This is a genomic window from Hydrogenophaga sp. (assembly GCF_048549895.1).
Lineage (GTDB): Bacteria > Pseudomonadota > Gammaproteobacteria > Burkholderiales > Burkholderiaceae_C > Hydrogenophaga.
Genome location: NZ_JBLYYB010000052.1, coordinates 23,693 through 43,654 on the forward strand (window position 1 = coordinate 23,693; position 19,962 = coordinate 43,654).

The window sequence follows — 19,962 nt, forward strand, 5'->3', positions numbered from 1 at the left end:
GCGCCAGACAAGAGGACCGCTGCGTGACCCTGTTCGCCAACATCCTGATCGACGGCATCGCCTACGGCATGGTGCTGTTCATCATCGCCGTGGGCCTGTCGGTCACGCTCGGCCTCATGCGGTTCGTGAATCTGGCCCACGGTGCCTTCGCCATGACCGGCGGCTACATCGCCTCCTGGCTGGTGCGCGAGCAGGGCCTGTCGTTCTACGTGGGCGTGCCGCTGGCTGTGTTAGCCACCGGCCTGCTCGGTGCCTTGCTGGAGGTGACGGTGCTGCGCCGCCTGTACCGGCGCACGGAGCTGCAGCAGGTGCTCTTCACCATCGGCCTCACCTTCCTCTTCGTGGCCACGGCCAACCTCCTGGCGGGTCCTGAGGTGCAGTTGATTCCTTTGCCGCCATCCTTGTCACATGCGGTGGACCTGGGCATCCGCACCTTGCCCGCGCAGCGCCTGCTCGTGATTGCCAGCGGTGTGCTGGTCGTGCTCGCAGCGTTTTGGGTGCTCAACAAGTCGCGCTTTGGCGTGTGGCTGCGTGCCACGGTGGACAACACCGCAGCCGCCTCAGCCCTGGGCATCCCGGTGCAGCTGGTCTATGTGGCCACCTTCGCGGTGGGCGCGGCATTGGCCGGGCTGGGGGGCATCCTGGGGGCCGAGCTCATGCCGCTGGAGCCGTATTACCCGGTGAAATACCTCGTGCTCGTGCTGGTGGTGGTGGCCGTGGGTGGAATGGGCAGCATTGCTGGCTCGCTGGCCGCGTCGCTCACGCTGGGCGTCATCGACACTGCCAGCAAGTACCTCGCGTCCGACTGGGGCTCGCTGTTTTTCTTCCTGGCCATGGCGCTGCTGCTGGCCTGGCGCCCGCACGGTCTGCTCGTTGCACCCAAGGCCTGATGCCATGAAACGCTCACTGCCCTACCTGTTTCTTGTGGCCCTGGCCACGCTGATCTTCTTCGTGTTCCCGGACCAGCTGCCGCTGGCCGCGCGCATCGCCACCATGGCCATCTTCGTGATGTCGCTCGATCTGGTGGTCGGTTACGGCGGGCTGGCCACGCTGGGGCATTCGGCGCTGTTCGGCGTCGGCGCGTATGCGGCGGGGCTGCTGGCCATGCATCTCACCGGCAACCCGCTGATCGGCCTGCTGGCGGGCGCTCTGGCCGGAGCGTTGCTCGCAGGTCTCTCGGGCCTGTTCCTGTTGCGCTACGAGGGCCTCACCTTCCTCATGCTCACCGTGGCCGTGGGCCAGATCGCCCAGAACGGCGCGAGCAAGCTGCGCGACTGGACCGGCGGTGAAGACGGCCTCACCGGGTTCGAGGTGCAGAAGCTTTTTGGAATCTGGTCGTTCGATCTGTACGGCAAGGTGGCCTTTGTGTATTGCTTCGTGGTCATGCTGTGCTGCCTGTGGGCCATGCGCCGGCTCATGGGCTCGCCCTTCGGTTTGTCGGTGTTGGGCATCCACCAGAACCGGCTGCGCACGGCGGCCATCGGCGGATCGGTGCGTGGGCAACTGCTCAAGCTCTACACGCTGGCGGGTGCCTTCGCCGGCATCGGTGGTGCGCTCAACGCGCAGGTCAACCAGATCGTGGGCCTGGACACGCTGGGCTTCGAGCTCTCGGCCGAAGCCCTGGTGATGCTGGTGCTCGGTGGTGCGGGCAACCTGTTCGGTGCCATTGGCGGCACGGCGGCGTTCATGCTGATCCACCACACAGCCTCGGCCATCAACCCCTACCACTGGCTGTTCATCATCGGCGGGCTGCTGGTGTTCGTGGTGCTGGTGCCTCGGGCACGCTTGTTCGAAGCGCTGCGCCAGCGCGTGGGTCGTGTGTTGCCCGCCGTTCGGGAGGTCGCATGAGTCCGCAGCCGTTGCTGGACGTGCGCCAGCTGCACAAAGCCTTCGGTGGTCTGCAGGTCACGCGCGATGTGTCGTTTGCACTGCACCCGGGTAACCGCGTCGGCCTGATCGGCCCCAACGGCGCGGGCAAGACCACGCTGATCAACCTCATCACCGGCGTGCTTGCGCCCAGCCAGGGCAGTGTGTGGCTCCAAGGTGAAGAGGTGTCGCACCTGCCCCAGCCCAAACGCGTGCAGCGTGGCCTCGCGCGCACGTTCCAGATCACGCAGCTCGCGCCGGACCTGCCCATCCACCGCCAGGTGGAGCTGGCCATTCACCAGCGCGACGGGTCGGTCAACCAGATGTTTCGCGCACTCGACGGCTTCCTGGCCGTGCGCGACGAGGCCGCGCAAATCCTGCACACCCTGCGCCTGGACACCCTGGCCCGGCGCTGCCCGGTGGAGCTGGCCTATGGCGAGCAGCGCCTGGTGGAGATTGCGCTGGCGATGGCGCTCAAGCCGCAGGTGCTGCTGCTCGACGAACCCATGGCGGGCGTGCCCAGTGGTGAGCGCCAGGTGGTGCTGGACGCGCTCGACACCTTGCCCCGCGACCTGGCCATTCTGATGATCGAGCACGACATGGACCTCGTCTTCAACTTTGCCGACCGCATGCTGGTGCTGGCCGACGGTGCGCTGCTGGCCGAGGGCACACCGCAGGAGATTCGCCGCCACCCCGCGGTGCGCACGGCTTACCTTGGCGCGGAGGCCTGATCGCATGACCGACCTTCTGCGCATCGACAACCTCACCGCGGGCTATGGCGCCATCCAGGTGCTGCACGGTGTGAATCTGTCGCTCGCCTCGGGTGGGAGGCTGGCGCTCATCGGGCGCAACGGCGTGGGCAAGACCACGCTGCTCAAGGCGGTGATGGGCCTGGCCGACTTGAAAGCCGGCCAGGTGCGCCTGGACGGTCAAGACATCACCAAGTGGTCGGCCCGCGAACGCGCACACGCCGGCATCGGCTATGTGCCGCAGACGCGCGACATCTTCCCCTCGCTCACGGTCGAAGAGAATCTGCTCGCTGGTCTCAAGGGCCGCCCGCGCAGCGCGCTGGACGAAGCCTACTCACTCTTTCCCCGGCTTGCCGAGCGGCGCCAGAACGGCGGCCAGCAACTCTCGGGCGGCGAACAACAGATGCTCAGTGTCGCCCGCACCCTGCTGGGCAAACCCCGCTTGCTGCTGCTGGACGAACCACTGGAAGGTCTCGCGCCCATCATCTGCATTGAACTCATGCGCGCCTTCGAGCAACTCGCGCAGGACACCGGCGTGGCCGTGCTGCTGGTGGAACAGAAGGTCGACGACGCGTTGCGATTTGCGCCCCGCGCCGTGGTGCTCGAGCGCGGTGAGGTGGTGCACCAGAGCGAGAGCGCCGCCCTGAGCCAGCGCCAGGATCTGCTGGAGCGCTATGTCGGCGTGGCCGGCGCGCATTGACAACCCACACGACCGGAGGTTCCATGAACACAGCCACCCTTTCCCCCGCCACAGCAGCCGCACCCGCTGGCGTACCGGTGGTCGACGTCGACCCCTACAGCGATGCATTTTTGAGCGACCCGTACCAGGCCCACCACCAGCTGCGTGAAGCCGGCCCGGTGGTGTGGATTCCCGCCTACGGCATCTACGCCTGCGCGCGCCACGAGTCGGTGCACGCCGTCTTCAACGACCACGCCACCTACATCTCGGGGGCCGGTGTGGGACTGGCCAACTTCAACAAGGAAACGCCGTTCAGGCCGAAGAGCCTGATCCTGGAAGCGGACCCGCCGTCGCACACCAAGGCCCGGGCGATCCTGGCACGCATCCTCTCGCCAAAAACAGTGATGCAGATCCGCGCCACCTTCACGGCCGAGGCCGAGTCGCTGGTGGATCGCTTGCTGGCGCGCCAGGCGTCGGGCGAGACCATCGACGCGGTGAAAGACCTGTCCGAGGTGTATCCGCTCAAGGTGTTCCCGGACGCGGTGGGCGTGGGCGATGCGAACCGCGAGAACCTGCTGCTCTACGGCAACATGATCTTCAACGCCTTCGGCCCGCGCAACGAGCGGCTGCAGAAGTCGGCCGAACTCGTGCAGCCCGTGACGGCCTGGATCATGGCCCACTGCCAGCGCGAGAACCTGCGCCCCGGCGGGTTTGGCGATCTGATCTACCAGGCGGCCGACGCCGGTGAAATCACCGTTGAGGAAGCGCCCTTGCTGGTGCGCTCTTTCCTCTCTGCCGGCGTGGACACCACCGTCAACGGCATCGGCAACGCCATCCTGTGCATGGCCAACCACCCCGACCAGTACGCACAGCTGTGCGCAGACCACACCCTGGCCCGCCCCGCGTTCGAGGAAGCCCTGCGCTTTGAGTCGTCGGTGCAGACCTTCTTCAGGACCACTTCGAAAGACACCGAGCTGTTCGGCGTGCAGATTCCCAAAGACAGCAAGATCGTCACGTTTCTGGCGGCGGCCAACCGGGACGAACGCCAGTGGCCGGACCCCGACCGCTTCGACATCCAGCGCCGCCCGGCCGGTCACATGGCGTTTGGCTCCGGCATCCACGGCTGCGTGGGGCAGGTGGTGGCGCGGCTCGAAGGCGAGGTGGTGCTCACCGCGCTGGCCAAACGCGTCTCGCGCATCGAACTCACCGGCGCGCCGCAGCGCCGCCTCAACAACACACTGCGCGCGTTGGCCTCGATGCCGGTGCGCCTGATTCCCGCCTGAGAGGACCTTCCCATGGTTGATGTGACCTTGATCGATGCCGGCGGGCAGAGCCGCACACTGCAGGCGTCCGAGGGCCAGAGCCTCATGCAGGCGGCGGTGTCGGCCGGCGTGCGCGGCATCGTGGGCGAGTGCGGTGGGTCTGCCATGTGCGCGACCTGCCATGTGTATGTGGACGAAGCGTTTGCCGACCAACTGCCCGCCCCGCTGGAGACCGAGCTGGAGATGCTGGAGTGCACCGCCAGCGAGCGACTGCGCAACAGCCGACTGGGTTGCCAGATCAAGCTGTCGGCTGCGCTCGACGGTCTGGTGGTGCGCCTGCCGGAGCGGCAACAATAAAGCCCTCGCCAACCACTGAGCCCGCCCCATGACCAAGATGCCGCCCGCCTCGGTGCCCACGCGCAGGGCATCGTCCCGCGCCACCAACGACACGGCCGTGGTCGACCTCGAACGCTATGTGCCGGCCTTCTTCACCTGGATCGCCAACAAGCTCTCGGGCGGCGCCTCCACCGCCTACCTCAGCGCGTTCAACGTCGGCATCGAGACCTGGCGCCTGCTGGTGCTGCTGGCGATCGAGAAGTCGCTGACCGCACAAGCGATCTCTCGCACCATCGGCATGGACAAGGCCTCGGTGAGCCGCGCCTTCAAGAGCATGCAGACGCGCGGGCTCATCACCATCGGGCTGGACGACGCCGACGGCCGCCTGCGCGTGGCCACCATCACGCCCAAGGGCCGCGCCCTGCACGACGAGATCCTGGAACTGGCGATGGAGCGCGAGCGTGCGTTTCTCAGCGTGCTCAACGACCAGGAGCGCGAGACGCTCATCGGCTTGCTGCGACGCCTGCACGACAACCTGCCTGCGGTGGAGAAGGCGACGCACGACTACCTGACCCTTCACTACCCCAGAGCGAAACAGCGCCGCGCGCGCGGTGCCGACGCATGAGCGCCGACGCCATCGTCATCGTCGGTGGCGGGCACGCCGCCGCCGCCCTGTGCGCTGCGCTGGCCGAAGCGGGGCAGGGCGGGCGTGTGCACCTGGTGAGCGCAGAGCACGAACTGCCGTACCAGCGCCCGCCGCTATCCAAGAGTTTTCTGAAGAAGGCTGACGAGACCATCGCACCGCACAAAGCGGCAGCTTGGTACGCCGAGCAGGGTATCCAGGTTCACCTGAGTGATCCTGTGGTGTCCATCGACCGCTTGGCCAGGCGCGTGCTGCTGCGCTCCGGCGCCCAACTGGCCTACCAGCACCTGGTGCTGGCCACCGGCACCCGCGCACGCACGCTCGACGCCTTGCACCCCGACTTGAGCAATGTGCATGTGCTGCGCGACGCGGCGCACGCGCGCAGCCTGCGCACCCGGCTGAACGAGATGATCGCGAGAGGCCAGCGCCTCACCGTGCTCGGCGGCGGTTTCATCGGCCTGGAACTCGCCGCATCTGCGCGCAAGCTCGGACTGGACGTGACCGTGCTGGAGGTGGCGCCGCGCTTGCTGGGGCGCTCTGTTTCGGCATCACTGGGCGAACACGTGTTCGCGCACCACCGCAGCATGGGCACCGAGGTGCAGATCGGTGTTCGCATCGACGGCTTCGAGTTGCAAGAAGGTCGGTTGTTGTCGATGCAGGTGAACGGCAACCGCGTGGCCGTGGACGAGCTGGTGCTGGGCATCGGTGCCGTGCCCGAAACGCGACTGGCCGCCGACTGCGGACTGGCGGTGGACAACGGGATCGTGGTGGATGCCTGCATGCGCGCGTCAGATCCGGCCGTGCTCGCCATCGGCGACTGCGCGGCGTTCCCCACCGCCGGCGGCGTGCGGCTTCGACTGGAGTCGGTGCAGAACGCCAACGATCAGGCGCGCACGGCAGCGGCCACGCTGCTGGGACGCGAAGAGCCGTACCGGGCCTTGCCCTGGTTCTGGTCAGAGCAAGGCCCCATGCGCTTGCAGATGGCGGGGCTGCTGCCACCGTCCGCGCAGACGGTGCAGCGCGCTGGAGCCAACGACCACAGCTTCACGCTCTTCCATCTGCACGAAGGCCGGTTGTTGTGCGCCGAGTCGGTCAACGCGCCGCTGGATCACATGATGTCGCGCAAGCTGATCGAGGCAGGCGTGGCATTGAATGCGGCTTCTCTTGCCGATCCTTCGATCCCTTTGAAGTCGCTGCTGGCCTGACTGTTGCGCGGCCCCGGGTGTCGGGTCGATCACAGCGCGTTCAGCGGGATCTTCAGGTAGGCCACGCCGTTGTCCTCTGCCGGTGGCAGTTGACCCGCGCGGATGTTGACCTGCACCGACGGCAGGATCAACGTGGGCGTTTCCAGTGTGGCGTCGCGCTTTGTGCGCATGGCCACGAACTCCGCCTCGCTCACGCCGTCTTGCACGTGGATGTTCTTCGCGCGTTGCTCGGCCACCGTGGTCTCGAAAGCCACCGGGCGGTCGGTGGGTGGGTAGTCGTGGCACATGAACAACCGCGTCTGGGGCGGCAGGCTCAGCAACTTGCGGGTGGAGGCGTAGAGTGCGCGCGCGTCACCGCCGGGGAAGTCGCAGCGCGCCGTGCCCACGTCGGGCATGAACAGCGTGTCGCCGACGAACACCGCATCGCCGAAGCGGTAGGCCGCACACGCGGGCGTGTGACCGGGCACGAACAACACCTCACCGGTCAAGGCGCCCAGCGCGATGGCATCGCCTTCCTGGAACAGGTGGTCGAACTGGGAGCCGTCCTGCTGGAAGCCAGGCTCCAGATTGAACACGCCCTTGAACACCCTTTGCACCTTGGTGATGCGGCTGCCGATGCCGATCTTGCCGCCCAGTTGCGCCCGCAGGTAGGGCGCTGCCGAGAGGTGGTCGGCATGGGCGTGGGTTTCCAGGATCCATTGCACGGCCAGTTTGTGGGTGCGCACGTAGTCGATCACCTTGTCGGCTGAGGTGTGCTGTGTGCGGCCTGATTTCGGGTCGTAGTCCAGCACCGGATCGATGATGGCGCACGCACTGCCAGGACCGTTGTGGACCACGTAGGTCACGGTCCAGGTGGCGGGATCGAACAGGCCGTGGACTTGAGGGCGGAGGGTGGACGCGGTCATGAAGGTCTCCTTCAAATAAGATCTCAATAGTTTATTGACAAATATATTGTCAGTCAATAAACTGTGCACATCGTTCAAACGGAGAGTTCATTCGATGAAACACGCCACCCTGGATCTCGACGACATGCAGGCCGCCGCTGCCGAGGCCTGTCGGCTCATGAAGGTGCTGTCCAACCCGGACCGCCTGCTCATCCTCTGCCAGCTCTCCCAAGGCGAACACCGCGTGGGCGAGCTGGAGGAATTGCTGGGCATCGTGCAGCCCACGCTGTCGCAGCAGCTCACCGTGCTGCGCGAAGAAGCGCTGGTGAGCACGCGCCGCGACGGCAAGAACATTCATTACCTGCTCGACAGCCCGCAGGCGCTGGCGGTGATGCAGGTGCTGTACGCACAGTTTTGCGCAGCTCCAAGGAAAAAATCATGAACATCGACTGGGTCAACTTCACGCCGTGGGCTTCGCTGTCCGGCGGCATTCTGCTGGGTGTGGCCTCGGCGCTCTTCATCCTGGTCAACGGCCGGGTGCTGGGGATCAGCGGCATCCTGGGGGGGCTCTTGCCGCCGAAAGTGGGCGACGCCGGCTGGCGCATGGCCTTCCTGCTGGGCATGCTGGCTGCGCCGCTGGTGTATGGGCTCCTGGCCCCCGAAGGCTTCGCGCGCGCGCCCACCATCGACGCCGGTTTTGCCACCATCGTGGCCGCCGGTTTGCTGGTCGGCCTGGGCACGCGCTTCGGGTCGGGCTGCACCAGCGGACACGGTGTGTGCGGCCTCTCGCGCCTGTCGCCGCGCTCGCTGGTGGCCACGCTGGCCTTCATGGGCGCAGGCTTTGCCATGGTCTTCGTGGTTCGCCACGTTCTGTGAGGAGCGCACACATGCACCGCATCACCGAATTTTTTGTGGGCCTGCTGTTCGGCCTGGGCCTGCTGCTCTCCGGCATGACCGACCCGGCCAAGGTGCTGGGCTTTCTGGACCTGTTCGGCACCTGGGACCCATCGCTGGCGTTCGTCATGGGGGGCGCCATCGCCGTGGGGTTCTTTGCCTTTGCGCTGGCCCGCCAACGCACCACCAGTTTTCTGGGTGGCGCGCTGCACCTGCCGAAGTCCACGCAGATCGACAAGCGCCTGGTGCTCGGCGGCCTCACGTTTGGCGCGGGCTGGGGTCTGGCGGGTTTCTGCCCGGGTCCGGGCATCGTGTCCATGGCCTCGGGCGAGGTGAAGGCGGCGGTGTTCGTGGCGGCCATGGTCGTCGGCATGGCGCTGTACGAGGTGGCCGACCGCGTGTTGCACCGCCCGCAAGTCGCTCACTGACACCGCGCTCATGACCATGCTCTTGCGCCAATGGCTGCCCTCGCTGCCCGTGCTGCAGTGGGGTCGTCAGTACAACCGCGACACGCTGCTCGGCGATGGCGTGGCGGCCCTCATCGTCACCATCATGCTGATCCCGCAGAGCCTGGCCTACGCCATGCTCGCGGGCTTGCCGCCCGAGGTGGGGCTGTACGCCAGCGTGGCGCCGTTGCTGCTCTACGCGGTGTTCGGCACCAGCCGCGTGCTGGCCGTGGGGCCGGTGGCGGTGGTCTCGCTCATGACGGCCGCCGCCATCGGGCAGCACGCCGTGGCGGGCACGCCAGCGTACTGGGCGGTGGCCATCACGCTGGCGTTTCTCTCGGGTGCCATGCTGCTGCTCATGGGTGTGCTGCGCCTGGGTTTTCTGGCCAACTTCCTGAGCCACCCGGTGATCTCGGGCTTCATCTCGGCCTCGGGGCTCCTGATTGCAGCGAGCCAGCTCAAGACGCTGATGGGTGTGAAGGCCGAGGGCCACAACCTCGTTGAACTCGGCCTCTCGCTGGGTTCGCAAGCCAGCCAGACGCACCTGCTCACGCTGACCATCGGCGTGCTCACCGTGGCCTTTCTGTTCTGGGTTCGTGGCGGGCTCAAACCCCTGCTTGTGCGCCTGGGTCTGCCCCACCGCGTGGCCGACGTGCTGGCAAAAACCGGCCCGGTGGCGGCCATCGCGGTCACGGCGTTGCTCACCTGGGCGCTGCAGTGGCAGGCGCAGGGTCTGAAGATCGTGGGCACCGTGCCGCAAGGCCTGCCGCCCTTGACCCTGCCGCTGTTCGACCTGGCGCTGTGGCAATCGCTGCTGGTGCCCGCGCTGCTGATCAGCGTGGTGGGTTTCGTCGAATCGGTGTCGGTCGGGCAGACGCTCGCGGCCAAACGGCGCCAGCGCATCGAGCCCGACCAGGAACTGGTGGCGCTGGGCGCGAGCAACCTGGGCGCCGCGTTCACCGGCGGGTTCCCGGTCACCGGTGGATTCGCCCGCTCGGTGGTCAACTTCGATGCCGGCGCGCAGACGCCTGCGGCCGGCGTGTTCACCGCCGTGGGCATCCTGCTGGCCTCGCTCTTACTCACCCCCGCGCTGTATTTCCTGCCGCTGGCCACGCTGGCTGCCACCATCGTGGTGGCCGTGCTGTCGCTGGTGGACTTCAGTGTCTTCCGCAAGACCTGGGCTTACTCCAGGCCCGACTTCATCGCCGTGCTCGCCACCTTGCTGGTGACGCTGCTGCAAGGTGTCGAGGTGGGGCTGGTGGTGGGTGTGGCGGTGTCGCTGGCGCTCCATCTGTACCGCACCAGCCGTCCCCACATCGCCGAAGTCGGGCTGGTGGCGGGCACCGAACACTTTCGCAATGTGCTGCGCCACCCGGTGCTGGTGAGCCCGCAGGTGCTGGGTCTGCGGGTGGACGAGAGCCTGTATTTCGCCAACGCGCGCGCGCTTGAAGACCGCATCAACGACGCCGTGGCCTCGCACCCCGCGCTCAAACACGTGGTGCTGCAGTGCTCGGCCATCAACGACATCGACGCCAGCGCACTGGAGAGCCTGGAGGCGATCAACCACCGACTGCGCGACGCGGGCCTGCAGCTGCACCTGAGCGAGGTGAAAGGCCCGGTGATGGATCGGCTGCGGCGCACGCACCTGCTGCAAGACCTCAGCGGCCAGGTGTTCCTGACGCACTTTCAGGCCATTCAACAGCTCGCCCCCGAGATGGCTCACGCGTAAACTCGACCGTCAACTCTAAGGAACACGGCCATGGGCGCGCAGTGGAAAGCAAAACACAAGGATCTGGCGGCCAACGCCAAGGGCAGGCTGTTCGGCAAGCTGGCCAAGGACATCATGATCGCCGCGCGCCACGGCGCCGACCCGGCGGCCAATTCGCGGCTGCGGCTGGTGGTGGAGCAGGCGCGCAAGGTCTCCATGCCCAAGGAGACGCTGGACCGCGCGATCAAGAAGGGCGCCGGTCTCACCGGTGAAACCGTGCACTTCGAGCATGTGGTCTACGAAGGCTTCGCGCCACACCGCGTGCCGGTCATGGTCGAGTGCCTGACCGACAACGTGAACCGCGCCGCCTCCGACATGCGCGTGCTGTTCCGCAAAGGCCAGTTGGGCACCTCGGGCTCGGTGTCCTGGGACTTCGACCACCTCGGCATCATCGAGGCCGAAGCCAGCACCAAAGGCGCCGACCCCGAACTGGCCGCCATCGAGGCCGGTGCGCAAGACTTTCACCCAGCCGACGAGGACGGCGTGGTGGTGTTCCTCACCGACCCCACCGACCTCGACCTCGTGAGCCGCGCGCTGCCGGCGCAGGGTTTCGCCGTGCTCTCGGCCAAGCTGGGCTACAAGCCCAAGAACCCGATCGACCCGGCCAGCCTGAGTGCCGAACACCTGGAAGAGGTGGAGGCGTTTCTCGCCGCATTGGACGCCAACGAAGACGTGCAGAACGTGTTTGCCGGTCTGGGTGGCTGAGCCGTGGACACCCCTCACGCGCCGCAGGGCGACGAGCCCTCGCCTGAGCCAACCACGCCGCTGCTCTACAACCTTGTGTACTGCAGCCGCGCCACCGACGGCATGGACGCCGCAGCGGTGAAACAGATCGTTGAAACCTCACGACGCTGCAATCCGCCGCGCAGCATCACCGGCCTGCTGGTGTTGGGCAGCGGCATTTTCTTTCAGTGGCTCGAAGGGCCGCGCGACAGCGTGCTCGGTCTCCTGGCCTTGCTCAAGAAAGACCCCAGGCACCACAACGTGGTGCTGCTGACCTCGGGCGAAGAAGTGCGCGAGCGCCTGTTTCCCGACTGGGACATGGAGCTGGTCACCGCGGATGCCGTGCGCGACGTGCTGGTGGATGCGCTGGAGAGCGCGCAGGACCCGAAGAACGCTGAATCGTTGCGCGAGCTGCTGCAGCAGCTCGACGACGGCCTGCTCGGCGGCCCGGAGAAAGACTGAGCCGCCTCAGCCCCGCAGCAGCGCCTCGTAGTCCCGGCGCGTGGCGGGTGCCACCGAGGCCACCAGTTGCGCGTGGGGTGTCTGGTGGCGCATGAGGGTGCGCGCCGAGGCGGTGGCCAGCGAGCGGCAAAACCAGTGGCAGGTGTGCTGCATCAAGAGCAGCTCGGCCGACATCGTGTACGCCTTGTCGCGCGGCGAGCGGTTGAGGTCGTTGCTGGCGGCGTCGGCCAGACCCCTGGCATGGAGGCGAAAGGCCTCGCGCACGTCGAACGTGGCCTTGGGAAAGAGACGGTCGGCAAACGGCAGCGCCACGCCCAGCTTGCTCACCCGGGTCTGCGCTTCGTCGAGCCGGGAAAACTCGATCGCAAAACTGCCGAACTGCTGCGCCACGGACTGTTCGGCCGCGCCCAGCATGTCGAGAATCTGCCCGCGCCGCGCAGGATCGTCTTCCCCCAGCGCACGCAGGTAGCCCTGCGTGAGGTTCTCCATCAGGGCCTCGATCTGGTACTTGCCCAGAAAACTGCCCAGCAGGGCAATGCGGCGGCGCTGTTCGCTTGCGCGCAAAAACCACACACCCGAGACCACCAGTATCACCAGAATCAGCGCATCCATTGCAAGTCCATCACCCGTGGGTTGCCCCTGGGGGCGTTGTTGTGGCCAGTCGCGTGTGGCCCGGGGGTCACACAAAGAGGACAGAGTGTAGTGACGCAAGCCGCCCCCATGGTGCGAGAATGCAAAGCCCAACGGACAGGGCAGGCACTTGCCAGTCTGGTGCCGCTCACCTTCCTGGAAACACCCGAGTTTCACTGTCCATGTTGCGCTCCCTTCCCTACATCTTGCTCATCGCCGCAGGCATCGCCGCATGCCTGCTTGGCTTCTCGTGGCTGATGTCGGTCCTGTTCGGTCGCCACCTGGGTTTTGGCGAGCTGGCCGTGGCCTGTGTGCTGTTGCTGGTCGCACTCGGCGGTGCGGTGAGCGTGTGGCGCAGCCGCAGCCGCCGCAAGATCGAGGACATGCGCGACTCCGCGCTCTGGTGAAGCCGAGTCAACGCATCTCGTGACCAGCGGGCGGGCGGCACACACAATCCAGACACACTCCCGGCGCACACTCAATGGCCTTGCTGGTTGGAGGTCGTTATGGGTGCGCAGATTCGCGTGGGGTTGTTGGTGGCGGTGATGCTGCTGTTGTCCGGGCCGGTGCATGCCGATGCGCTGCGGTGCAGCGGCGGCACCGTGGAAGAGGGCGATACGCGCGCCTCGTTGCTGCAGAAATGCGGCCCGCCCCAGCTGCAAGACAGCTTCTGCGCCCCGGTGTTCCAGAACAAGGCGCTGGTGCCCGCGCCGCTGACCAGCAACGCCGCGTCCTGCGAGCAGATCGACGACTGGATCTACGACCGCGGCCAGGGGCGGCTTGCGGCCACCGTGCGCATCCGCGCCGGTGCCGTGCAATCCATTCGAATCCAGCGCCAGCCACGGTAGCCGTGGCGGCGCAGTGTTTTCTTCAGGCCTGGATGCGGAAGCTACCCACCATCTCGGCCAGGCGCCTGGCTTGTTCACGCAGGCTCTCGGCGGCGGCGGCACTCTCTTCCACCAGCGCAGCGTTTTGCTGAGTCATCTGGTCCAGGCGGCCCACGGCGATGTTGACCTCGCCGATGCCCTGACTCTGCTCGGTGGCAGACGCGGTGATGTCGCCGATCACGCGGTTGACGCGGCCGACCGAGTCGACGATCTCCGTCATGGTGGTGCCGGCGTCACCCACCAGGCGTGCGCCGGCCTCCACCTTCTGCACGCTGGTGTCGATCAGGGTCTTGATCTCCTTGGCCGCAGCGGCCGAGCGCTGTGCCAGGTTGCGCACCTCGCTGGCCACCACCGCAAAACCACGGCCTTGCTCGCCAGCGCGCGCGGCTTCCACGGCGGCGTTGAGCGCGAGGATGTTGGTCTGGAAAGCGATGCCGTCGATCACGCCGATGATGTCGGCGATCTTCTTGCTGCTGTCGTTGATGGAGCCCATGGTCTTGACCACCTCGGCCACCACCGAGCCGCCACGGCGCGCCACGTCGGCGGCGCTGGTTGAGAGCTGCTGGGCTGAGCTGGCCGCGCCCGAACTCTGCGACACATTGCTGGTGAGCTGCTCCATGGAGGCGGCGGTCTGCTGCAGGCTGCTGGCGGTTTGCTCGGTGCGGGTGCTCAGGTCCTGCGTGCCGGTGGCGATTTCGCTGGAGGCGGTGGCGATCGACTCCGACGAGTCCTTCACGCCAGCGATCACGCGTGCGAGCGACTGGTCCGCCTTGCGCAGGTCGGCCACGAGATCGGCGAACTCGTCGCGGCTGCTGGCGGCCTGCACCGTGCCCAGGTGACCGGCGGCGATGGCCTGCGCGGCGCGGGAAGCGTGCCTCATGCTGGCGGCCATGCTGAGGTAGATGCCGACGTACAGATACACCGAGACCAGCACGCCCAGCGCGAGCACGATCAGCAGCAGGTTGCGCTTGAACGCGGCTTCGCTGCCGCGCTCGACCAGCAGCTCGTCCAGCACCACGCGGTTCTGCTCCACCAGGGCCCAGGCGGCATCGATGGTGGGACCCGACGCGGTGAACACGTCCTGCTGCGACACGGTCACGGCATCCACACCGGTGAAGTTCTTGCGGACGAAGCTCAGCAGTTCCTTGGAGCTGGCCTTGAGCGCATCGAAGCGCGCACCCAGTGCCTTCTCCACCACCGGGTTGGCCAGCATCGACTGACCGAGCAAGGTCTCGACCGAGCCGAAGGTGTCGTTCAACCGCGCATCGGTCACTTCGTAGAACACCTTGTCCTTGGGCGAGACCTCGCCGCGGTTCACGTTCATGGTGGCGTAGGCCGCGATGCGCACCGCGATGCCGGCGGTGGACGGCGTGTTGTTCGCCAGCGGGTAGCCGAGGTAGAAGATGTCGGCGTCAGGGTCCTGCGCCAGGCCCGACTTGTTGCCCATGTCGCGCATGAAGGCGTAGAGGCGACCGTACTCCGGGGCATGGGCCGAGAAGGCTTTCTGCGGGAACTCGGCATCAGCCGGCAGCGCGTTGATCTTGGCCTGCAGCTCCTTCCAGCCGTTCTGCAGACCCGCGAACTCCTTGGTCATGTCGAAGAAAGGCAGGGCGTCCTTGACCTGCTGGTCGATTTTGGCGAGCTGGCTGTCCACCGTGGCGGCCTGCTTCTTGAAGCCTTCCAGCGCCGCCGGGTCGCCCGGCGTACCGGTGATGGTGACGCGCCGGCTTTCGATCAGCACCTTGTTCCACTCGACCAGGTCGGCCATGAGCGCCACCGCGACGCGCTTGGATTCGATCGCGCTCACCCGGGCATTGAGGTACTGCGCAGCGGCCAGGCCCAGGGCCAGCAACAGCAGCAGCGTGGGCACACCGGCGAGCAAAAACTTGCGGCCCAGTCGCAGTCGGGCCATCAGGGCGGAGGCGGGTACAAAAAAGGCGTTCATGGGGTTGTTCTGGCGCAAAGGGTTGTGTGACATGCAACCGCTGGACCTGTCGGGCAGGGCCAAGCGGTCGCCTCTCAAGGCAGACCCCTGGTTTGTCGGCCATTTGCGTCAGAACTGAAGCGCTCGCAGGCGCCCCGGCCCCGGTAAACCCGCCTCAGGCGGCTTGGGCGGGGTCCGCGAAGCAGGCCATGGGCATCGCGTCTTCAAAGCCCGCGAGCGCACCGTCGATGCCCTGGATGAAATCGCTCGGGGGTCCCTGGCGTGCCAGCAGGCGAAAGGCCAGGTACATGATGCCGTTGGAGCTGCGCACCGCCGTGTCGAACAGGTCCGTTGGAAAGCCGGTGCCGGTGCGCAGCAAGGGGTTGAGGCCGATGTGCTCGAAGTCGCCAAGCGCTTCGGTGAACGCATCGTTGATCGCCAGCAGCGGCTTGACCAGACCGGCCAGGCCCGGCTCGTTCGCCAGGCGGTCCTTCAGGTCGTGCACCATGCGTCCGGTGGTGGGCAGCCTGAGCGGGCCGTTGACATCGAGCATGGCGTCGAATTCACCATCGGCAGCGGCGTAGGCGTACCAGGCCGCGCGCACCATCGAGTCGTATTGCACCTGCAGCATCGCGCAAGCCGCGTTTTGCGCGCCGGTGGCAAACAGGATGCGCAGCGCATAGGCGTGCTCGATGCACAGCTCGCAGACAAAGGTGGTGGCCAGGGCGCGGTGGCTGTCGCTGCGCTCGGGCATGCGTTCGATGCGCTCCCCCAGTTGCAGGGCAAAGGCTTCGGATTGTTCGAGAAGGATCTGTTCGTAGTTCATGCGCGCATGGTAGCGGCGGGCGCTTGCCCTGCGAACGAAAACCCCGCCGCAGGTGTCGCTTCAGTGGCTCGCACGGTACAAGGTCGCCCTGCAAAATGCGGGGCTGACGGGTCGGTTGTTCGACCCGCGTGATGAAGGCTCGTACATGCAGAAGATCGAAGACCTGTCCGCCCGCGACATCGCCGCCCGCGTGGCGCGGCGTGAGCTCACCGCCGAAGCAGTGGCGCGCGCCCTGGTGGAGCGCACGCAGGCGCTGGACCCCGACGTCCTGGCCTGGCAGCACTTTGACGCCGCGCAGGTGATCGCACAGGCGCAGGCGCTGGATGGGGCTGGCGCACAAGGTCCGCTGGCCGGTGTGCCGATCGCGGTGAAAGACCTGATCGACACCGCCGACATGCCCACCACCTACGGCTCGCCCATCTACGCCGGGCACCGCCCTGCGGTGGACGCGGCGGTGGTGGCCAGCGCGCGCGAAGCCGGTGGCGTGGTCATGGGCAAGACCGTGACCACCGAGTTCGCCACCTTCAAGCCCGGCGTCACCCGCAACCCGCGCGCGACGTCGGACGCGCCGCGCACGCCGGGGGGCTCGTCCAGCGGCTCGGCTGCGGCGGTGGCTTGCGGCATGGTGCCGCTGGCCTTCGGCACGCAGACCGCTGCCTCCATCATGCGGCCCGCCGCGTACTGCGGTGTGGTCGGCTACAAGCCCACCTTCGGTACCTTGCCCATGGCCGGCATCAAGTCGCTCTCGCCCACGCTGGACACGGCCGGTGTGTTTGCCCGCTCGGTGGACGACGCAGCGTTTTTCGTGAGCACACTCTCGCGCATCGCGCTGGCGCTGAGTCCGGTGAAGGGCTGGCGCGTGGGCATCTGCCACACACCGCATTGGGACCTGGCGTCGGACGACGCACGCCGCGCGCTGCAAGTGGCCGCGCGCCACTTCGACAAGCTCGGCGCGCGCGTGGTCGAGGCGGTGGTGCCCGATGCCTGGGCTGGCCTGGCGCAGGCGCAGATGGACATCATGGGCTGCGAGGCCTGGGCTGCCTTTGCGCCCGAACGCAACAGCCGCGCGAGTCTGTTCAGCCCGGCGTTTGCCGAGGTGCTGGCCGGCGGCGCAGCGGTGGATGGCGAGCGCCTGGCCGCCGCGCACGCGCTGGCCATTCACGCACGCGGTGAGATCGAGAACCTGCTGCAGCAGGTGGACGTGTTGATCGCGCCGAGCGCCACCGGCGAAGCGCCGCTGGGGCTGGACGCCACCGGCAACCCGATCTTCAGCCGCATGTGGAGCCTGCTCGGTGTGCCGTGTGTGCATGTGCCCACCGGCGTGGGCAGCCACGGCATGCCGGTGGGGGTGACGGTGATCGGGCCGCGCTGGCGCGATGCCAAGGCGCTGAGCGCCGCGCTGGCGCTCGAAGCCGCCGTCAATGGCTGACGGCTCAGACCGCGCCGGTCGGGTGCGTGGGGTCGACCCACAGCACCTGTTCGGGTTTCTCCACCGGCGCGATGTCCAGGTTGACCGCCACCGCCTGGCCGTCGCTGCGGCACAGCACGCACTCCAGCACCTCGGTGGCGCTGGCGTTGATCTCCTGGTGCGGCACGAAGGGCGGCACGTAGATGAAGTCGCCCGGGCCGGCCTCGGCGGTGAATTCGAGGTGATCACCCCAGCGCATGCGCGCGCGGCCGCGCACGACGTAGATCACGCTTTCCAGCGGGCCGTGGTGGTGGGCGCCGGTCTTGGCATCGGGGTGGATGGTCACCGTGCCGGCCCAGAGCTTCTGCGCGCCCACCCGCGCGAAGTTGATCGCTGCCTTGCGGTCCATGCCGGGCGTTGAAGGCACGTTGCCGTCGAGCTGGTTGCCCGGCACCACGCGCACACCGTCGTGCTTCCAGGCGGGGGTGTGTTCGTGGGGGTGGTCGTGATCGTGGTCGTGTGACATGCCGTGTCTCCGGGGCGATGGAAGACCCAGTGTGCCACCGCCCCCGATGCCCGAAAATCAGCGCATCGAATCGCCCCTGTTGGAGAAACCGTTTTGCCCCTGCCCGCACCACAGTCCCGCACCCCCATGCACACCCGCCGCGTCGAGTACCGCGGCTTTCGCCGCGACGACGGCCTGTGGGACATCGAGGGCACGCTGCACGACAGCAAGCCACACGACTTCGAGATCCAGGGCGAGCGCCGCTGGGCGGCAGGCGAGCCGGTGCACCACATGCACCTGCGTGTCACGGTGGACAACGCGATGGTGATCCGCGACATTGCGGTGGCCATGGACGCACACCCGCACGGGCCGTGCCCTCAAGCCATGGCGCCCATGCAGCGCCTCGTGGGCGAGGTGCTCGGCAAAGGCTGGCGCCACACCATCCAGCGCCACCTGGGTGGCATTCAGGGCTGCACGCACCTGCGCGAACTGCTGTTCAACCTGGCCACCGCCGCCTTCCAGACCCGCTCGGAGTCGTTTGCCCCACCGGCCGACGGCAGCCCACCGCCCCACCTCGGCCAGTGCCTGGCCTGGGACTTCAACGGCCCGGTGGTGGAGAAGGTGCACCCGGTGTTTTTTCGCTGGCAGCCGCCGGCTGCCGCGGCAAAAACGTGAAGCGACCACCACTGGACGCCGGCACGATCGGCGAAATCATCCAGATGGCACTGAGCGACGAGGTGAGCTTCGAGCAGATCCGTGGCCTGCATGGGCTCGGCCCCGACGAGGTGAAGGCGCTGATGCGGACCCACCTCGCGCCGGGCAGCTACCGTGCCTGGCGCCGGCGCGTGAGGCGCTTCAGCGACCAGCGCGCGGTTTACAAGTGAGGGGCTTCGCCCAAGCTGAGCTTCAATCCACCAACGCTGCATACGCCAGCGTGCGGAACAACGCCCGGTAGTGCTCACGCTGGTTCGGGGCTTGCGCGAGGAAGATGCCGAACAGCTGTTCGGCGGGATCGACAAAGAAGCTGGTGCCGCCGATGCCGCTCCAGTGGAACGTGCCCACCGAGCCCGGCATGGGGGCCAGGCCGGCGGCGGTGCGCACCGCGAAGCCCAGGCCGAAGCCGTGGCCCGGGGGCAGCAGCGACGGGTCGTTGCCGGGGATGGGGCCCAGGTGGTCGGCCGTCATGAAGTCCACCGTGCGGGGCCCCAGCAGCCGCACACCGCCGAGCTCGCCCTTGTTGAGCATGAACTGCAGGAAGCGCGCGTAGTCGGCGGCGGTGGACATGAGCCCGCCGCCACCGCTTTGCAGCGCTGGCGTCTCGCGCGGCTCGATCAGGCGCATCGGAATGCCGCCGTCGGGGTCGTGGGCGAAGGGTTCGACGATGCGGGCGTGGCCGGCCTCGGGCACCACAAACGCCGTGTCGTTCATGCCCAGTGGCGCCAGGATGGCCTGCCGCAGGTGTTCGCCCAGCGGCTGCCCGGTGATCACTTCCACCAGACGCCCCAGCACATCGGTGGCGCGGCTGTAGGCCCACACGCTGCCGGGCTCGAACATCAGCGGCAGGGCTGCGAGCGCTTGGCTGAACTCGGCGTTGCTGCGCTCGCGCGCGCCCATGCTCTCCTGCCGGTACAGCTGCTGCACAGGCGAATCACCGAGGAACTCGTAGGTCAGGCCGGCGGTGTGGCGCAGCAGGTCCTGCACGGTGGCAGGGCGCTGCACCGGGCGCAGTGTGGTGCCATCGGGTGTCTGCACGGCCACTTGCTGATTCGCAAACTCGGGCAAGTGCAGGTGCACCGGGTCGGCCAGTTTCAAGCGGCCTTGTTCGATCAGCATCATCACCGCCACCGAGACGATGGGCTTGGTCA

At 67.3% G+C, this 19,962-nt stretch carries 25 protein-coding genes; 19 read left to right on the forward strand and 6 right to left on the reverse strand.

Going from position 1 to position 19,962, the window contains the following annotated elements:
* Window positions 1-23: 23 nt before the first annotated feature.
* The 8 genes from ACN4F8_RS05240 to ACN4F8_RS05275 are packed head-to-tail and all read left to right on the forward strand — an operon-like array spanning window position 24 to window position 6,740.
* Window positions 24-890 carry a branched-chain amino acid ABC transporter permease gene (locus tag ACN4F8_RS05240; protein ID WP_419472575.1) on the forward strand — a complete coding sequence of 289 codons (867 nt, stop codon included), beginning with the start codon at window positions 24-26 and terminating at the stop codon, window positions 888-890.
* Between the two features lie 4 nt (window positions 891-894).
* Window positions 895-1,848, forward strand: a complete 954-nt coding sequence (locus ACN4F8_RS05245) for a branched-chain amino acid ABC transporter permease (protein ID WP_419472576.1) — start codon at window positions 895-897, stop codon at window positions 1,846-1,848.
* Window positions 1,845-2,597 carry an ABC transporter ATP-binding protein gene (locus ACN4F8_RS05250; protein WP_419472577.1) on the forward strand — a complete coding sequence of 251 codons (753 nt, stop codon included), beginning with the start codon at window positions 1,845-1,847 and terminating at the stop codon, window positions 2,595-2,597. Before ACN4F8_RS05245 ends, ACN4F8_RS05250 begins: the two co-directional genes overlap by 4 nt.
* A gap of 4 nt (window positions 2,598-2,601) precedes the next feature.
* Window positions 2,602-3,315: an ABC transporter ATP-binding protein gene (locus ACN4F8_RS05255; protein ID WP_419472578.1), complete on the forward strand. Its 714-nt coding sequence runs from the start codon at window positions 2,602-2,604 to the stop codon at window positions 3,313-3,315.
* Window positions 3,316-3,338: 23 nt separating this feature from the next.
* Entirely contained in the window at window positions 3,339-4,577 is a 1,239-nt protein-coding gene (locus tag ACN4F8_RS05260) for a cytochrome P450 (protein WP_419472579.1), read from the forward strand.
* 12 nt (window positions 4,578-4,589) lie between these two features.
* Entirely contained in the window at window positions 4,590-4,913 is a 324-nt protein-coding gene (locus ACN4F8_RS05265) for a 2Fe-2S iron-sulfur cluster-binding protein (protein WP_419472580.1), read from the forward strand.
* 28 nt (window positions 4,914-4,941) lie between these two features.
* A complete protein-coding gene (locus ACN4F8_RS05270; protein WP_419472581.1) occupies window positions 4,942-5,517 on the forward strand; it encodes a MarR family winged helix-turn-helix transcriptional regulator in 576 nt (191 codons plus the stop codon).
* Window positions 5,514-6,740 carry an NAD(P)/FAD-dependent oxidoreductase gene (locus tag ACN4F8_RS05275; protein WP_419472582.1) on the forward strand — a complete coding sequence of 409 codons (1,227 nt, stop codon included), beginning with the start codon at window positions 5,514-5,516 and terminating at the stop codon, window positions 6,738-6,740. The genes ACN4F8_RS05270 and ACN4F8_RS05275 overlap by 4 nt, the downstream gene beginning before the upstream one ends.
* A gap of 29 nt (window positions 6,741-6,769) precedes the next feature.
* On the opposite strand, the gene ACN4F8_RS05280 is transcribed toward ACN4F8_RS05275, so the two are convergent.
* Window positions 6,770-7,645, reverse strand: a complete 876-nt coding sequence (locus ACN4F8_RS05280) for an MBL fold metallo-hydrolase (RefSeq protein ID WP_419472583.1) — start codon at window positions 7,643-7,645, stop codon at window positions 6,770-6,772.
* Window positions 7,646-7,739: 94 nt separating this feature from the next.
* Here ACN4F8_RS05280 and ACN4F8_RS05285 point away from each other — a divergent pair, with 94 nt between their 5' ends.
* The 6 genes from ACN4F8_RS05285 to ACN4F8_RS05310 are packed head-to-tail and all read left to right on the forward strand — an operon-like array spanning window position 7,740 to window position 11,917.
* On the forward strand, window positions 7,740-8,066 hold the full coding sequence (locus ACN4F8_RS05285; RefSeq protein ID WP_419472584.1) for an ArsR/SmtB family transcription factor: 327 nt from the start codon (window positions 7,740-7,742) through the stop codon (window positions 8,064-8,066).
* A complete protein-coding gene (locus ACN4F8_RS05290; RefSeq protein WP_419472585.1) occupies window positions 8,063-8,500 on the forward strand; it encodes a YeeE/YedE family protein in 438 nt (145 codons plus the stop codon). Before ACN4F8_RS05285 ends, ACN4F8_RS05290 begins: the two co-directional genes overlap by 4 nt.
* A gap of 11 nt (window positions 8,501-8,511) precedes the next feature.
* Window positions 8,512-8,946 carry a DUF6691 family protein gene (locus ACN4F8_RS05295; RefSeq protein ID WP_419472586.1) on the forward strand — a complete coding sequence of 145 codons (435 nt, stop codon included), beginning with the start codon at window positions 8,512-8,514 and terminating at the stop codon, window positions 8,944-8,946.
* Window positions 8,947-8,956: 10 nt separating this feature from the next.
* A complete protein-coding gene (locus ACN4F8_RS05300) occupies window positions 8,957-10,693 on the forward strand; it encodes a SulP family inorganic anion transporter (RefSeq protein WP_419472587.1) in 1,737 nt (578 codons plus the stop codon).
* Between the two features lie 30 nt (window positions 10,694-10,723).
* Window positions 10,724-11,437, forward strand: coding sequence for a YebC/PmpR family DNA-binding transcriptional regulator (locus tag ACN4F8_RS05305; protein ID WP_419472588.1), 714 nt, complete (start codon window positions 10,724-10,726; stop codon window positions 11,435-11,437).
* A 3-nt stretch (window positions 11,438-11,440) separates the two neighbouring features.
* Complete coding sequence (locus ACN4F8_RS05310; RefSeq protein WP_419472589.1) at window positions 11,441-11,917, forward strand: BLUF domain-containing protein; 477 nt, start codon at window positions 11,441-11,443, stop codon at window positions 11,915-11,917.
* Between the two features lie 6 nt (window positions 11,918-11,923).
* Here the strand turns inward: ACN4F8_RS05310 and ACN4F8_RS05315 are convergent, their stop codons facing one another.
* Window positions 11,924-12,529, reverse strand: coding sequence for a hypothetical protein (locus ACN4F8_RS05315; RefSeq protein ID WP_419472590.1), 606 nt, complete (start codon window positions 12,527-12,529; stop codon window positions 11,924-11,926).
* Window positions 12,530-12,729: 200 nt separating this feature from the next.
* Between ACN4F8_RS05315 and ACN4F8_RS05320 the strand changes: the two genes are divergently transcribed.
* Together ACN4F8_RS05320 and ACN4F8_RS05325 are read left to right on the forward strand one after the other, a co-directional pair.
* Window positions 12,730-12,954: a hypothetical protein gene (locus ACN4F8_RS05320; protein WP_419472591.1), complete on the forward strand. Its 225-nt coding sequence runs from the start codon at window positions 12,730-12,732 to the stop codon at window positions 12,952-12,954.
* 99 nt (window positions 12,955-13,053) lie between these two features.
* Entirely contained in the window at window positions 13,054-13,395 is a 342-nt protein-coding gene (locus ACN4F8_RS05325) for a DUF2845 domain-containing protein (RefSeq protein WP_419472592.1), read from the forward strand.
* A gap of 22 nt (window positions 13,396-13,417) precedes the next feature.
* Here ACN4F8_RS05325 and ACN4F8_RS05330 read toward each other — a convergent pair whose 3' ends face one another.
* Window positions 13,418-15,379, reverse strand: coding sequence for a methyl-accepting chemotaxis protein (locus ACN4F8_RS05330; RefSeq protein WP_419472593.1), 1,962 nt, complete (start codon window positions 15,377-15,379; stop codon window positions 13,418-13,420).
* A 154-nt stretch (window positions 15,380-15,533) separates the two neighbouring features.
* The gene (locus ACN4F8_RS05335; protein WP_419472594.1) at window positions 15,534-16,184 is read right to left on the reverse strand and encodes a DUF6988 family protein; all 651 of its coding nucleotides are present in this window, start codon (window positions 16,182-16,184) and stop codon (window positions 15,534-15,536) included.
* A 145-nt stretch (window positions 16,185-16,329) separates the two neighbouring features.
* Between ACN4F8_RS05335 and ACN4F8_RS05340 the strand changes: the two genes are divergently transcribed.
* Window positions 16,330-17,613 (forward strand): amidase, encoded by a 1,284-nt coding sequence (locus ACN4F8_RS05340; protein ID WP_419472595.1) that lies wholly within the window; start codon window positions 16,330-16,332, stop codon window positions 17,611-17,613.
* A gap of 4 nt (window positions 17,614-17,617) precedes the next feature.
* Here ACN4F8_RS05340 and ACN4F8_RS05345 read toward each other — a convergent pair whose 3' ends face one another.
* The gene (locus tag ACN4F8_RS05345; protein ID WP_419472596.1) at window positions 17,618-18,118 is read right to left on the reverse strand and encodes a cupin domain-containing protein; all 501 of its coding nucleotides are present in this window, start codon (window positions 18,116-18,118) and stop codon (window positions 17,618-17,620) included.
* 126 nt (window positions 18,119-18,244) lie between these two features.
* On the opposite strand from ACN4F8_RS05345, the gene ACN4F8_RS05350 reads away from it, so the two are divergent.
* Complete coding sequence (locus tag ACN4F8_RS05350) at window positions 18,245-18,772, forward strand: DUF2889 domain-containing protein (RefSeq protein ID WP_419472597.1); 528 nt, start codon at window positions 18,245-18,247, stop codon at window positions 18,770-18,772.
* Window positions 18,769-18,981, forward strand: coding sequence for a DUF2805 domain-containing protein (locus tag ACN4F8_RS05355; protein WP_419472598.1), 213 nt, complete (start codon window positions 18,769-18,771; stop codon window positions 18,979-18,981). The genes ACN4F8_RS05350 and ACN4F8_RS05355 overlap by 4 nt, the downstream gene beginning before the upstream one ends.
* A gap of 22 nt (window positions 18,982-19,003) precedes the next feature.
* On the opposite strand, the gene ACN4F8_RS05360 is transcribed toward ACN4F8_RS05355, so the two are convergent.
* On the reverse strand, window positions 19,004-19,962 hold a 959-nt coding region (locus ACN4F8_RS05360; protein WP_419472599.1), incomplete at its 5' end, for a serine hydrolase domain-containing protein.